At 47.6% G+C, this 14,067-nt stretch carries 11 protein-coding genes and 1 tRNA gene; 5 read left to right on the top strand and 7 right to left on the bottom strand.

All coding sequences use genetic code 11. The features are described from left to right. Nucleotides 1–81 precede the first annotated feature (81 nt). The 3 genes from QT979_RS27465 (at nt 82) to QT979_RS27455 (ending at nt 2,188) form a co-directional block, all read left to right on the top strand. Nucleotides 82–1,467, top strand: coding sequence for an NB-ARC domain-containing protein (locus QT979_RS27465; RefSeq protein ID WP_333312245.1), 1,386 nt, complete (start codon nt 82–84; stop codon nt 1,465–1,467). A 124-nt stretch (nt 1,468–1,591) separates the two neighbouring features. Continuing rightward, on the top strand, nt 1,592–1,933 hold the full coding sequence (locus tag QT979_RS27460) for a DUF433 domain-containing protein (protein ID WP_333312243.1): 342 nt from the start codon (nt 1,592–1,594) through the stop codon (nt 1,931–1,933). Nucleotides 1,934–1,936: 3 nt separating this feature from the next. Beyond that, on the top strand, nt 1,937–2,188 hold the full coding sequence (locus QT979_RS27455) for a DUF5615 family PIN-like protein (protein WP_333312242.1): 252 nt from the start codon (nt 1,937–1,939) through the stop codon (nt 2,186–2,188). A 91-nt stretch (nt 2,189–2,279) separates the two neighbouring features. On the opposite strand, the gene QT979_RS27450 is transcribed toward QT979_RS27455, so the two are convergent. The 6 genes from QT979_RS27450 to QT979_RS27425 all read right to left on the bottom strand — a co-directional run bounded on the left by QT979_RS27450 (nt 2,280) and on the right by QT979_RS27425 (nt 7,787). Further along, nucleotides 2,280–2,918: a type I restriction endonuclease gene (locus QT979_RS27450; RefSeq protein WP_333312241.1), complete on the bottom strand. Its 639-nt coding sequence runs from the start codon at nt 2,916–2,918 to the stop codon at nt 2,280–2,282. A gap of 206 nt (nt 2,919–3,124) precedes the next feature. Next, complete coding sequence (fba, locus tag QT979_RS27445) at nt 3,125–4,204, bottom strand: class II fructose-bisphosphate aldolase (protein ID WP_006633469.1); 1,080 nt, start codon at nt 4,202–4,204, stop codon at nt 3,125–3,127. A 193-nt stretch (nt 4,205–4,397) separates the two neighbouring features. Beyond that, nucleotides 4,398–4,469 (bottom strand) — tRNA-Lys (locus tag QT979_RS27440). A gap of 67 nt (nt 4,470–4,536) precedes the next feature. Next, complete coding sequence (locus QT979_RS27435) at nt 4,537–5,406, bottom strand: aldose epimerase family protein (protein ID WP_445304818.1); 870 nt, start codon at nt 5,404–5,406, stop codon at nt 4,537–4,539. Between the two features lie 134 nt (nt 5,407–5,540). Beyond that, nucleotides 5,541–7,619, bottom strand: a complete 2,079-nt coding sequence (locus QT979_RS27430) for a CapA family protein (protein ID WP_333312240.1) — start codon at nt 7,617–7,619, stop codon at nt 5,541–5,543. 12 nt (nt 7,620–7,631) lie between these two features. Next, nucleotides 7,632–7,787, bottom strand: a complete 156-nt coding sequence (locus QT979_RS27425; protein ID WP_158307982.1) for a hypothetical protein — start codon at nt 7,785–7,787, stop codon at nt 7,632–7,634. A 603-nt stretch (nt 7,788–8,390) separates the two neighbouring features. On the opposite strand from QT979_RS27425, the gene QT979_RS27420 reads away from it, so the two are divergent. Then, nucleotides 8,391–8,702, top strand: coding sequence for a DUF6679 family protein (locus tag QT979_RS27420; protein WP_006633466.1), 312 nt, complete (start codon nt 8,391–8,393; stop codon nt 8,700–8,702). Nucleotides 8,703–9,024: 322 nt separating this feature from the next. On the opposite strand, the gene QT979_RS27415 is transcribed toward QT979_RS27420, so the two are convergent. Next, nucleotides 9,025–10,659 carry an MBL fold metallo-hydrolase gene (locus QT979_RS27415; protein ID WP_333312244.1) on the bottom strand — a complete coding sequence of 545 codons (1,635 nt, stop codon included), beginning with the start codon at nt 10,657–10,659 and terminating at the stop codon, nt 9,025–9,027. A 1,553-nt stretch (nt 10,660–12,212) separates the two neighbouring features. Here QT979_RS27415 and QT979_RS27410 point away from each other — a divergent pair. After that, nucleotides 12,213–13,409: a glycosyltransferase gene (locus QT979_RS27410; protein ID WP_333208854.1), complete on the top strand. Its 1,197-nt coding sequence runs from the start codon at nt 12,213–12,215 to the stop codon at nt 13,407–13,409. Nucleotides 13,410–14,067 lie beyond the last annotated feature (658 nt).

Below are 14,067 nucleotides of genomic sequence, written 5' to 3'. Positions count from 1 at the left end.
AGTTTCCCACGATCCCAGACCCATGCAAATACTACCCTTGACAATTTCCCTTTTTCCTTAACTTGTCACCAATGCTGCCAGATGAATCTTAAAGAAATGCTAAACCTCGCCGATCGCATAGTTTTCGAGAAAACAGGTCAGCACCTTGACGATTTACAAGCAGCGGTACTGCGGGGAACTCTACAACGCGAGAAATACAAAGAAATAGCGAAAGATTTTGACTGTTCGGAAAGTCGCATCAGGGAAATCGGATCGGAATTATGGCAGATACTTTCAGAAGAGTTGGGAGAAGATGTTAATAAAACAAATTTTAGATCGGCAATGGAGAGGTTGGAAGTTTCAATATATTCAAACGTTGCACAAGAAGAATCGGTGCAAATTAACAGCGTTAATATCTGTGGAGAAGCTAGACACCCGCCAAATATCCCAAACTCAAACCCACCAAATCAGGAAACATCTAACCCAAAACAAACCAAAACTCTACATCAAGATTTAAGCGAAATGCCAGAGTTGGGTGATTTCTTCGATCGCACTCCCGAACTCCAAACCCTCACCACCTGGATTCTACAACAACGCTGTCGCCTCATCACCCTCACCGGCATCAGCGGTATCGGCAAAACCACCTTAGCAGTGCAACTCCTACAACAAATTAAAGACGAGTTTGATTACGCAGTTTGGTACACACTAGACGAATTCCCCACCCTAGAAAAATTTCAATCTCACCTAATACAGCTTTTTTGCCATTCCGAAAAAGAAGATTCATCCCCAACAAACCAAAAACGCTTACCGCTGATTAAGTATTTACAAAACCATCGCTGTTTAATAATCTTAGATGACGTTCACAACCTTTTCTGTAGTGGCGAATTGGCAGGAAAATACAAACCAGAATCCGAAGAATATCGCACCTTCTTCAAACAAATAGAAAAATTATCCCATCAAAGCTGCTTTATGTTAATCGGTTGGGAACAACCGAGAGAAGTGACTCAAGCTAAAAACCAAAATACTTCTATTCGCACTTTACAAGTCAAAGGTTTAGGCCTCGCCGCCGGACGGGAAATACTCAGAGATTATGGGTTAGAAGAAATCGACAACACTGAAACTCTCATTCATCGTTACCAAGGCAATCCTCTATGGTTACAAAGCGTAGCGAATCTGATTGAAGACTTGGGTGGAGGCGTGACAGAGTTATTACCAAATGATACCATATTGTTGCCGGAAGATTTGAAAGATGTTTTACAGCAGCAGTTCGATCGCCTATCAGAACTGGAAAAACAAGTAATCTCATTGTTAGCGAAAGAAAGCCAGCCAATCAACCGGGCAAAATTGCTAGAAAATGACATAATTCCGGCTTCAGATTTGCTAAATGCGCTGCAATCTCTATGGCGGCGCTGCTTGATTGAACAACAAGCAAATTTTTACACGATTTCACCTGTACTGAGGCAATATGCGATCGCCCATACAGTGTAATTTATACAACCATTGCTTGCATTCTCGCCCTTCACCCAAATTATTAGGAGTGGCAATGGGCGATCGGGTAAATGGGGCGATCGGTTCGATAGAATAATTGGTAGTAGCAATTCCATTGTTTGTCATGACGCTGAAAGAATTAGAGCCTCAACTGCTGGCACTCTCTGACGACGAAAAAGCTCAAGTCGTTCAACTCCTATCCCAAGGCAAAATCACTCCTTGGCGCGGTATAGAAAAAACGCCTGGTGTTTGTGGCGGGAGTGCCTGCATTGCTGGAACTCGCATCGCCGTTTGGGGACTTGTAGAAGCTCGTCGCATTGGCTACAGCGAAGCTGATTTACTCACAAGCTATCTATCGCTATCTGCGACTGATATTGCTAATGCTTGGGCATACGCCGAAGCTTTCTCCGATGAAATTGAAACAGAAATTCGGGAAAACAATGAAGTGATGGACGAGAATTTGTAGCAGATGGCACGTCTCTATGCCGATGAGCAATACCCCTATCCTGTTGTAGAATTACTGAGAGCTTTAGGACACGATGTTTTGACTGTTCAAGAAGCAGGCAGAGCGAATCAGAAAATTCCTGACCCGGATGTTTTAGCTTTTGCTAGTAGCGAAAAACCGGTCGTCATTACCGAAAACCGTAAAGATTTCTTTCTGCTGCACCGCATACAGCCCCTTCATGCTGGCATTATCGCCTGTACGAACGATCGCAATTGAGAAGCGCTGGCTAACCGAATCAACGCGGCTATTACAGCAGAAGAATCTTTGCAAGGTAAACTGATTCGTGTTGTGCGCCCTTGACAGTAACTTAGACGGCACTGATGCCTTGCCCTAAATGCTTCAAGACTTGAAAAGCCGATCGCAATTCACTTCGCACAGTATAAATCGAAAATGCCCGCGATAACCCGTATTCGGCTGTAGGTTGAGCCTTGACTTTCACAAACAACACATCATCGCCATTCGTCAACATACCAAATCTCGGTTTATCCAGATCAGGATTTGCCATCATGTATGCTAATGCTTGGGGTAATGCCGATCGCGTCGATATCGTAGTCTTCTTACACTCCAAAACCATTACCCAAAGCTGATTCGGCAAAATCAAAATATCAATTCGTCCGCGCAGGGTTTCTTCCCCATCATCGATCGCAATTTCGATAGCAGCTTCAGCCTTCATCTTGAAAGGTGGATCGTAGAATCCCGCCAGTTCTAAAAAAGGTGATGCCACCAGCAAAGTCACTGCCCCTTCTAACAATTCTCCATCGGCCCTATGATATAGCAATCTGCGTCGTAGCGTATCCAAAGCAGTCTGTTCAGAATCGCTGAGAGTTGGCAATTGGGCTTGCCACTCTGTAAAAAAAGCCTCATCCTCATTTCGGCTCAAATTCAACCTTGATTCAGCCTCAGCCAGGCTTTTAATAGCTTCTGTAACTGCAATAACCTTTGCCATTCGTTCACCTTTGATTCAAACCGTTGAATTTCCCACGAACATTAGCTTCATTGTAAGAAAAAGTAGGGATACTGCTATAGCGATCGCAGTTTTCAATATCACTTCTATGGGTTTGTGTCCAAAAACAAAAACCGGGCAACTCCACAGCTACCCGGCAATCCTAACTTTAGACCTCAGACAAATCTAAAATCTAAAACGTAAAATTCTTAAACAGCCACAGTCTTCTTAGCAGAAGAGCTCAATTCGCCCTTAGCATACTTAGCTGCAAAATCGTCCAAAGACACTTGCTTAATCTTTGTACCGTGACCAGCGCAACCGAAAGAATTATAGCGATCGCTACAAACCTTCTGCATATACTTGATCGACGGCTTCAAGAAGTGGCGGGGGTCAAACTCATCGGGCTTGGCAAACAAAGCTTCGCGCACCGCAGCAGTAATCGCCAAACGGTTGTCAGTATCGATATTGATCTTGCGAACACCGCACTTGATGCCCTTTTGGATTTCTTCCACAGGTACGCCGTAGGTTTCGCGGATTTTGCCACCATTGCTGTTGATGATTTCCAGCAATTCTTGGGGCACAGAAGAAGAACCGTGCATTACCAAGTGAGTATTCGGCAAGCGGCGGTGAATTTCTTCAATGCGGCTGATTGCCAAAATTTCGCCAGTCGGCTTGCGAGTGAACTTGTAAGCGCCGTGAGAAGTGCCGATCGCGACTGCTAGAGCATCAACGCCGGTTTGCTCAACGAAATCCACAGCTTGTTCAGGATCTGTCAGCAACTGATCGTGAGAAAGCGCACCTTCAAAGCCGTGGCCGTCTTCTGCTTCGCCCATTCCTGTTTCCAGAGAACCCAAGCAACCCAGTTCGCCTTCAACGCTAACGCCGATCGAATGAGCAACATTCACCACATCGCGAGTAACTTGAACGTTGTACTCGTAGCTGGCGGGAGTCTTAGCATCCGCTTCCAGAGAACCGTCCATCATCACGCTGGTGAAACCTTGGCGCATGGCCGAATAGCAAGTGCCGGGGGCATTGCCGTGGTCTTGGTGCATGGAAATGGGAATGTGAGGATAGGTTTCAACTGCTGCCAAAATCAAGTGGCGCAGGAAATTTTCGCCAGCGTAGGAGCGAGCGCCGCGAGAAGCTTGCAGAATCACAGGGCTGTTGGTTTCGTCAGCAGCGCGCATGATCGCTTGGATTTGCTCCATGTTGTTGACGTTGTAAGCCGGTAGGCCGTAACCATTTTCAGCCGCGTGGTCGAGCAGCAATCGCATAGGTACAAGCGCCATAGATATTCCTCCTAATTATTTGTGATTTTTGGGCAGTGAATTTTGGACAAGCTTAATTCTTACGATAATATTAAGACAATTTGCCACCGATCGCGCACTATCTTTCCAGATTTACTTAAAAGTTCAAAAAACAAAATTTTGAGTTCCGAGCATTTAGCTCAAAACTCAAAATTCTTAACTCACAAATTTTTTATGGGTCGCCCGGGATTTGAACCCGAGACCAATCGGTTAAAAGCCGAATGCTCTACCGCTGAGCTAGCGACCCGCGAAAACATTGTTACCGCACACAATTTCTAACAGTAGCACCCCTCATTTGAAATAGCAAGTGTTTTTTAAATAAAATTTGCAGTCATGCGAACCAGCATCTCGCAAGTCGCGCCAGGGGGCAAATAAATCAAGTGTTCACCAGTGTTGAGGGCATTTCGAGGAGCAGTCCAAGGTTCCAAACAGTAAAAATCCTTGCCCTTCACCATCCAGAAAACCAACTTCCCATAGCTGGAGTTGTAACTGAGGGTGAGTCGCAAGCCGCTCGCCGCGTCAGTGACAGTAGCAGCAAGACCAGTAAGCTCGTCAAAGGAAACATCAATTTCATCCAGCGTCGGGTCAAAAACCCCTGTGAAATAACCCTTTTGGTGGGTGTTGTGATCTCTGTACTGCATCCCCGGAATCTCAAAGCGGAGCTGAGATTTGTCCGTCGCCAAAAAGTAGGGATGCAAACCACTAGAAAACGGCATGGGTTCGTCAGACAGATTCGTGTATCGCTGAAAAATTTCCAAAGAATTGCCTTTAATCTGATAAGTGAAGGCTAGTTGGAAATCAAAGGGATAAACAGCCAGCGTCTTGTCGCTGCTGTCGAGAATCAGCGTCAGAGCGGCGCAACCCTCCGTAACTTGTTCGCCTACTGTCCAAGGCAAGTCTCGAGCAAAGCCGTGCTGTTTGAGGTGACGCTCCACTCCCTTGTGGGTGTAAGTATTGTCGGGGAGATTGCTGCAGATGGGAAACAGGATGGGAATCCCGCCACGTACAGTCAGATCGGGATTGGCGAACCGTTCGGCGTCCAAATAGAAGATTTCTTTGCCTTCAACCAGCCAGCTAGTGGCAATACCGCCCCGTTCCGGCACAACTTCTAGAGTAGAGTTAGCCGTTTCGTCGGAGAGGATATAGGTTTTGTACTGCTTTTGCTTGAGCGCGATCGCAAACACATTTGTCATCGGTAGTAGGTCATTGATCATTGGTTGTCAGTAAATCGATCGTTAATAATTGGTCGCTATTATCTTGATGTTCACCCATTACCGCCCCTATCCTCCCCCTGCATCCTCGCTCCGGCCCCCACCGGCTAACCAATGCTCCTAGCTATAGGAGGCAGGGCGATCCGGTGCTTGGAGCGGTTGCTGCCGGTAGCTGGAACGATCGCGGAGGCCGGCTGCTCTTTGAGTGCGACTTCAAAAGATACACCCCGAGTGCGTGGAAGATAGCTTTGGGGACTCGGCACTGCTCCTTGATTGGGAGACGGGGGCGAAATAAACGGCTCTTTGATGAATGGCTCTTTTGTAAACGGCTCTGGTTCCCGGCTGGGATTTTGAGGTTGAGTGGGGTAGATGCGCGGCGGCAAATTTTGATTCGGAGATGGGTTTGATTCAATTGCAGGCCCTGTCCCGTTCGGGAAAAATGAGGAGTTGTCCGGCTGTTGGGGCGCAGCCGGCAAAGCCGGCAAAATCAAAGTAGGTTTGGGTTGTCCGAGGCCTTGCTGATTGCTTTCACCGGAGGTTGCCCCGGAACCTCGCCCCGGCTGGTATGTACCGCTCTTTGCTGCTCGTGGCAATGGAGAATTTGCAGTGTTTGATGTGGCTCCTGGCTGGACTAGGGCATCGAGAACTACAGAAGATCCCATCGGTCGATCGAAAATACTAGAAATTTGCTCGACGCGTTTGAGGATGCGATCGGCTGAGGCTCCCTTCACCACCTTCGGCTGCAACTTTTTTACCTCCACAGGCAGAAACTCTACCTTCATATTCCTGTCTTTGAGCGATACTTTCAGGACTGCGGTATCGTAATCCCTGCGAGCATTCGGGCCGAATATAAAATTACCCAGCGAGTAAACTATCGGGCGGCCCTTGTAAATTTCTGCACCTTGCAGTACCTGGGGATGGTGTCCCACTACCAAATCAGCTCCTTGGTCGATCGTGAACCGAGCCAAATCAATCTGCCAGTCCCCTGGATAATCTGCCAATTCGACTCCCCAGTGGTAATTAACAATAATCCAGTCTACCTGACCCCTAAGAGCTCGAATATCCTCCGCCACGCGATTGTTGCGGCGGGGGTTAGTTCCCGCTTTCCCTTGGTCGGCGATGTTAAGCTCGGCATCGTAATAACCGAGGTAGGCAATTCGCTGACCCTTAACTTCAATAATATCTGGACGCCTCGCTTCTTTAATATCTCTGCCGGCTCCCAGGTGTTGAATCCCACTATTATCTAGAGTATTCATAGTCTCCACCAGCCCCGGTTCCTCGTAATCCATAGCGCGGCTATTTGCCAGATTGACAATATCCACTCCTCCGGCTGTTAATACTTTCACCGATTCTGGATCGGCTTTAAAATTTAATTGTTTTTTGGCAGAGCCCAATGTAGAGCGAGTCAGGGAGTTTTCTAGGTTAACCATCGCCACATCTGCTTGTCGATACTCGTCCATATTGGCGAAAGCCCATTGGTGATCGTTGGCAGCAGATGCTCCGAGCGCATCCGATAGATTCACATTTCCTCCAAACATCAGCGTTACTGTTGGGTCGTAAGGATTAGCAACTTGCTTTTGCTGTACTACTGGTACCACTTCTAATGCCGCTTGCACCGTATCCGCACGTTTTGGAGGCGGCCCCGAAATTACAGCAGCTTGCTGGTAGCCGGATACTGGAGATACTAACTGCAGGGTCAGAGCCTCGTGATAACTGACCCAACACCCTAAAATAAAAGAGGCAAGTGCCGAGCCCACTAGCAGCACAGAACGATACGTTTTAAATTTAACCCAATCGACGATCGGTAGGGAACGGTAACGCCGTCGCTGGCGGTTTGCCGGAGTGACAATTCGCACTGACTGTTTCCAGAGAAGGTCTGCATCCCCAGCCAAGCGCGCGTGAATTCGCACTCCTTCTACTGCTGGCGAGTTAAGTCTCCAGAGTTGGTGGCAAATAAATTTGACTAAGCCTTCCCGGAGAGTGCTCCCGAGTAATGTCGTATCTGGCGCAAATTCGCGCTGGAATTCTACGAGGATTTGGACGCAGCCGGCCTGAGCCTGTTCGACGCGGGCATAAATCCCTTCGGGGCGCAGCAAGCTGTCAATCCAGTAATTCAGGGCTTGAAAGTTGCCCGATCGCGCTAGCTCTAAGATAGACGGCTGCGACCAATTTTCTGCGTACACCATCAATTAGCCTCCTTAATACGCACGAGCAATGACTCCAATTTGTTTTGAACGGAACCGCAATTCTTTTAGCTTAACCGCCACAGGTTCCGCTGCCCGTTTTGAAGCTAGTTGTTGGCCGCCACCATTTTCTACATTTAGGGGCTGCCTGCTGTCAGTGATTTTTATCACACTCCGGTCCATCGATTTTAGATTTTAGATTTTAGATTTTAGATTGAGCCTTGACTGCGTTAGTGGACGATCAAACAAACGTCGCAACAAAAGGTTTATGGGGGACTTGAGGCAGAAAAGAGGGAGATTTCTGAGGCAGAGTCTGTTTTTATTGTCGCTGTTTTATTGTCGCTTTAGAGATTTCGCTTCGAGATTTTAGATTTTAGATTGAGCCTTGACTGCGTTAGTGGACGATCGAACAAACGTCGAAACCAGAGGTTTCTGGGGGACTTGAGGCCAAAGAGAGCGAGATTTCTGAGGCAGAGTCTGTTGTTATTGTCGCTGTTAATCGCGTGCCGTCGTCAAGTCCTAATGCTTCGATCTATGCTGGCAAATGCCTCTCACGAGGGATGCCACTGACTGCAAAACCTGTAATTGGATAAATGGCGTACTAGATAGATTTGGTGGTAAAATCGAATTTGGTAACTCCCATCGGTACAAAAGTTGCGGAAAACGTGAAACTGGCCAGTCCATACGGCTGTGCCTTCCGATGTAAAACCCAAAGTACGTTACGGTAAACAGACCATATTTTAAGCAAGTTACACTGCGCAGGAGAACTGACAAATGCTACAGCGCAAAATCTATCAACTCTGTTGTGATGGTCGTGAGGTTTCTATTTTTCTTCGAGATCAGCAACGTTGGATAGAGCGCGCTCGTATCCTAGATATTGAAGGGGATCTAGTCACGCTGCGCTACGAAACCGACGAAGAAGACGAAATCAGCTCCTGGGAAGAAATGGTGCGTCTTGAAAGTATTGGAGCTGTATCCCAGAAGTTGGCTTCGGTATCCCGAACTAACTGCGAACCCCTAGTTTCTGACGATTGTCCCGAAGCCGAACAAATTCGCAATCACTACCCAGACTCGAATTTGGAATAGTTTTGAGCTCGCGCTTGAGGCACAAGGAAAACTTGGGGGAAAAGAAAACGACTTTTCTCCCTTTTTTGTGGAGAAATTATGCAAAAAACCCGGTTTAGGCCAAACATATTCTGGGTTGTGACCACATAAGCTATTTTGCCTTTAAATTTAAGCTTGATGGCGGAATCTCCTACCCACCCCACAACAGCGTAAGTACACAGTAGTTTAAAAATTAAATACCCGACAGCTTACCCCTGCTGAAACCGGGTTTTTTGTCTGGGTTCGTCCAGGACTGTTTTTTTGTTGTCTTTGCCTGCCGGCTGGTTTCTCGGTGCCCGACAGCTTATTCGCCCTCTGTTTCCCCATCTAGGAAAAGTTCCGACTCCGGTATCGCTTTAAACACCGGACAGAAACCGTCGGGGGTTACTTTAAAGCCAAACAAAGCACTGGACTGGTTCCAACAGCGCTGGCTGCGGTAGTGCTGGCAATTGCCACAGCATTCAAGGTTGGCCTGAACGGCGCTGCCTTGAAAAAGGAGTTCCCGCTGGGAGATGCCGCGCAGTACCAGTTCTTCGCCTTGCCAGCGCGCTTCTACCAAACCGGTATCGGCAAAATTGGCCCACCGAGGATCGGCTGTAATCGGACTCGGCAAGCTAATTGCTACCTCTGTCCCCAATTCGCTGAGTTCTCCCTCATAGTTAGTTTCCGGGATAGCGGGCTGCAAAAACATTTCCCCGATCGGCAATTCGACAAGTGTTCCGGCCGCCGGAGTATGCAACTGGTAGCGGTTTCGCAGCTCGTCCAAGTTAGCCAAGTCAGCCAAATATGCAGGGGAACCGTGGACTAAAATTACGTGCTGGGGACGCAAATTGTGGATGAGTTGGGTCGTCCCCGGCCCGTCGCAGTGTTCGGCTAGCAGATAAGTTTCGACACTTGTGACTCCAGATTCGGGCCTGTTGCCCAGCCAGTCGCTGACGGGATATCCTGGTTTTTGAGGGGCGAGCAAAATCCAAGGATGTGTGCCATCGGCAACATACAAAGCCAAATCAGCTAACTTGTCTGTAATTACAATACAGGGCGTGGCTCCCAATCCGGGGCGTTGTTCGGCAGACAGCCGGCGGACGCGGGGTTTCACCCTTTCGTCCCAAAACAAAGGTTGGTGCAGAGCAAAATTTTGGACGGCGGTGGGAAATTGGGGTAACAGTTCCAGATAAGCGTCGCACCCGTCGGCGACAGTGCCGTCTACCCAAATATCCAAGTCGCGGCCAGTGAAATAGTGGTGGCTGCGGAGCAGCATCAGCAGTTCTTGGCCCAAACCGAGGGCCGGCGCGGGCAGAAGTACCGAGTACCCGTCGGTGATGGCGCGGTGGATGCGATCGGCTAACTGATTTTCTAGTTGTCGGCGGTGAGGGTGGCGCGCCGTGCCGTAACTGCCTTCCAAAATTAATACATCCGGCTTCATGCCCCTGAGTTCTCCCAGGGGCAAACCTTCCACCAAACGAGAATTAGACAGGAAAAAGTCGCCGGTGTAAACCACGGTGTAGGTGCGGTGCGGGGCTGCATAAGTCAGCAGCACAGTCGCCGCTCCGGGCAAATGGCCCGACGGGAACAACTGCACGCTGAGTCCTGGGCGCACTTCGAGTGGCGACTGCCAGGGCAGTCCCTGACAGAACCGAGACTCTGGCTGCTGAGCCAGTTCTGGCCAGTTGAGCGGTAGCAGTCGCGCTGTCACTTCGCTGGCATAAATTGGCAAGTGGGGGAAAGATTGATGGAGTGCTAGCAAACCTCTGGCATGATCAGAGTGGGCGTGGGTACACACCACAAAATCGGCTGGCAGCGATCGATTTTGTGTCGCTGACAGCGGTGCAATATCCTCTATACCGCAGTCGAGTAAAATGCGGTGCGGCCCCATTCGGACTAGCAGACAGACCCCTTCCTGTGCGTGGCCTGCGCCGTAAGGTAAACAATCGAGATCCATCACTGCGGTTAGCTCCCTGCTTTGCACGCAACTTGCAGTATCGCAACATTTAAACATTGGTTGCGACTGCATTCATTCGATCAAGTTCAGTCTCGGACGCTGAAACCGGGTTTGATGAACGAAAACACTTTGTTGCCGCCCTCGCTCCCGGTAAAAAAACCCGGTTTATCTAAAGTTGTGGTGCGTAAGCCCTGGAGTTAAATGTTTGCTCGAAGGCTCCGGCTCTCGTGCAAGGAAAGTAATTGCACTTAAGATTTGATGCAGCGCCCAGAAAGCGATTTTCCGAAGGCATTGGCCGGACGGGAATTCGGTCTTGGACAAAGTTCAGGCTACTGGTTCTTGCATCAAAAGTTACATTTTATTGCACCATGTAAGAGCAGCGAGCTCGATCTCATATTCTGAGTTTTAAACCTTTTTTCACAATTTGCGCCTGCTAAAAGCTAGTCTTTTTTATGAGAAGATTTTAATTCAGATGTCCAAACATCTTGATAAAACTTTACAATTCTTCATTTTTAGGGGTGTGAGGGCCGTGTATAGTCCAATCTGAAAAACGGAGAGCCAGCATCGTGCTAGCTAACTGCTTTTGTCAGGGCAGAGAGAGACTTTATGAGTTTGCTCGGTTTCTTTGTAAAAGTTTGATACATTCTTCTAAGCAAACGTTGTGGCTATCGAGGAGAGAGTTTAAATGGCTTTTTGACCGAAAACATCCAGGATACAAGCCCCTGGATTCATCCGTCCAGAAATAAAAAACCTGTATCCGATAAAGTCGCCCCCGAATTTATCCGGGGGGTCAATACTTCAATTCTAAAATCTAAAATCTAAAATCTAAAATCTAAAATCTAAAATCGACTGACTGCCCCATAATAGGTCTGTTTACTCCGCTCATTGACTAGGGGGCAAAACGATGCCTTTTTTTGTTGAACCTCAAACATAGCCACATAAATCCCCAGACAATAGATGATATTCATCCTGTAAAAATACCACTAACTTGCCAGAAGTAATCTCAGCTCGATGAGTCTCCAACCAGCCTGTAATCTCCTGTTTTTTTTATCATTGCTAGATCTGATTTAGGGTTGAGTTTGGGAGTGTTCTTCACCTAATCCGTGCGCGGCTTAATCGCGAAAGTTTGAAGGGCGAGAGTGTTTAATTGTTTGGTATGTTGCCCTTGAATATTATCAGAGCGCAATTAAAGCTGAAATGAGGAGCGATCGCACAAACCCGGTTTGATCAAAAAATCTGGTTTTTAGATTTGGTATTAAGGGGGAGACTGGAGACCGCGCCGACCGCCAATAACACCTGCAATTGACACCTGCCTGGAGGTGCGAAGGTTTTTGATAAAAAATATTATGATGTAGCAAAAAAACTTGACATCAGCACGTAATTGAAAGTAAAAATAAATAATAGCCATAACAAAATGAGGCTTTATGTTTGATTCGCGATCGGCAAGTATGGCATTGAGAAGTTGCTACCCCTAAAACAATTTCTGCTAAAATACATCCGGTAATATACGGAGTATCGAGGATTTTTTCGCAATCTAAAATCTAAAATCTAAAATGGCAACAGCTATTCTTGAGCTGGAAATATCCAAACTCCCGCCAGAAATTACGGTTGAGGAGCGTTACAGCAAAGCCTTGATTTTAATTCGACTGCACGGAAAACCGATCGGTCAAGCTCTTTTTCACGTAGTCGGAGGCCACATTGGCGGTGACGAATTACGGAAAACACTGAGGAATTGTGCTGGTGACAACTTGTGGAAAAACTTGCTCTACGACACTCTAGAATGGGATGAGCGGGGGTCGGTTGAGGTATTGCCGATCGCCACAGTAGCAGTTTGCACGCGCGATCGCCCGGAAGATTTGCGGCGCTGTCTAGACGCGCTGATGCTGCTGCCTGATGATGGTCAGGAATACTTAGTAATTGACAATTGTCCCGCCACAGACGCTACCAAGGAACTGGTCAAAAATTATCCACAAGTCCGCTATGTGCGCGAAGACTTAGCAGGCTCCAGCGCTGCCCGTAACCGAGCTTTATGCGAAGCTAAACATGAATTCGTAGCCTTTACAGATGACGATGCTGCCCCCGATCCGAACTGGCTGCGATCGCTCTTGTGGAATTTTAGCGATCCCCGAGTGATGTGCGTTACAGGGCTGGTGATGCCCTTGGAACTGGAAACCGAAGCGCAAGAATGGTTTGAGTGCTACAGCCCCCACGGGCGGGGATTTGAGCGCCGAGTAGTTGACGGGGCGCACTGCAATCCTCTGATTGTGCATCTTGTGGGAGTTTCGGCGAGTATGGCTTTGCGGAAAAGTTCGATCGACTACATTGGCCTGTTTGACGAAGCTTTGGGGGCGGGAACACCTACGGTGGGCGGCGAAGACTGTGAACTTTTTGCCCGCATTTTGCGTGCGGGCTACTGCATTGTTTACGAGCCGAGAGCATTGAGCTGGCACCGCCATCGGCGCACTTGGGAAGAATTGCGAAAAACGCTCCAAGGCTACGGCATCGGAGTCTATGCTTTCTGGACGCGGATGTTTGTAATCAATAGAGAATTCAGTGTGCCTCTATTAGCTTGGGGATGGCTGCGGTATAAGCAAATTCCTGAATTAATTGCTTCTTGGCGAAAGCAACCGGGCTGTATTCCTAGTGATTTACTTTTGGCTCAACTGCGGGGGTGCATTAGCGGGCCGATGGCTTATTTTTATTCTCGCAAGCGGTTGCGGGAAGTTAAGGGGGAAGTCAATAGATTTTAGATTTTAGATTTTAGGTTTTAGATCTACTCCACAGATGAATCGAGGAAATTAAACTAAGGTCTAAAGCTTTTTGGATTAGTCATTAGTCAGGAGGAACAAAGAGGTTCGGCAACGGATGGTGTAATAAATTTAAGGGATTTAACAGATGGATATTGAGGGGACAAGGAAGAAGTAAGAGTGTTTGAAATTTTAATCACCACTTATAAATTACCAAATACCAAATACCAAGGGTGCATCTCAGTTTTATGCACGGAGGCCTGGCGCGTGCTGATTTGGGCAATCGCGAAAATGTGGGTCAGGCGGGTGAGATCACTCATAAACTGGGTTGTAAGTAGTAGTCCAGAATTAATTACACAATATTTCTACTGCAACCATTACCTAGCAAGGAATCTTTATGTAATTAATTTTGTGGGGTTACTTATAGGAGTTATTCTTAGCTCAAGTGGCCCCTACAAGACCCTACAAGATATTATGGTTTTTTGTGCCGTTATACTTAGCATTGGGCTTGATTGTCAAAAAAGAGTATTTCATGGGCTTGGTTTCTATTCTCACAACGGGTTTGGGATTGCTGTATAACTACCTAGGGCTTGCTGAATAATCGATCGCACATCAAGAATAAGAGCGATCGATATCTTCAAGCCGAGTTAAATATAAGTTT

This window comes from Microcoleus sp. w2-18bC1 (assembly GCF_036700365.1).
Taxonomy (GTDB): domain Bacteria; phylum Cyanobacteriota; class Cyanobacteriia; order Cyanobacteriales; family Microcoleaceae; genus Microcoleus.
Note: the sequence above shows the minus strand (reverse complement) of the source record. Positions and strands in the feature narration are given on the sequence as shown.

Bases quoted from the DNA above. Each gene is read 5' to 3' on its own strand.
- fba (WP_006633469.1), bottom strand. From the start codon at position 4,204: ATGGCGCTTGTACCTATGCGATTGCTGCTCGACCACGCGGCTGAAAAT.
- QT979_RS27465 (WP_333312245.1), top strand. From the start codon at position 82: ATGAATCTTAAAGAAATGCTAAACCTCGCCGATCGCATAGTTTTCGAG.
- QT979_RS27455 (WP_333312242.1), top strand. From the start codon at position 1,937: ATGGCACGTCTCTATGCCGATGAGCAATACCCCTATCCTGTTGTAGAA.
- QT979_RS27420 (WP_006633466.1), top strand. From the start codon at position 8,391: ATGCTACAGCGCAAAATCTATCAACTCTGTTGTGATGGTCGTGAGGTT.
- QT979_RS27460 (WP_333312243.1), top strand. From the start codon at position 1,592: ATGACGCTGAAAGAATTAGAGCCTCAACTGCTGGCACTCTCTGACGAC.
- QT979_RS27450 (WP_333312241.1), bottom strand. From the start codon at position 2,918: ATGGCAAAGGTTATTGCAGTTACAGAAGCTATTAAAAGCCTGGCTGAG.
- QT979_RS27415 (WP_333312244.1), bottom strand. From the start codon at position 10,659: ATGGATCTCGATTGTTTACCTTACGGCGCAGGCCACGCACAGGAAGGG.
- QT979_RS27430 (WP_333312240.1), bottom strand. From the start codon at position 7,619: ATGGTGTACGCAGAAAATTGGTCGCAGCCGTCTATCTTAGAGCTAGCG.
- QT979_RS27410 (WP_333208854.1), top strand. From the start codon at position 12,213: ATGGCAACAGCTATTCTTGAGCTGGAAATATCCAAACTCCCGCCAGAA.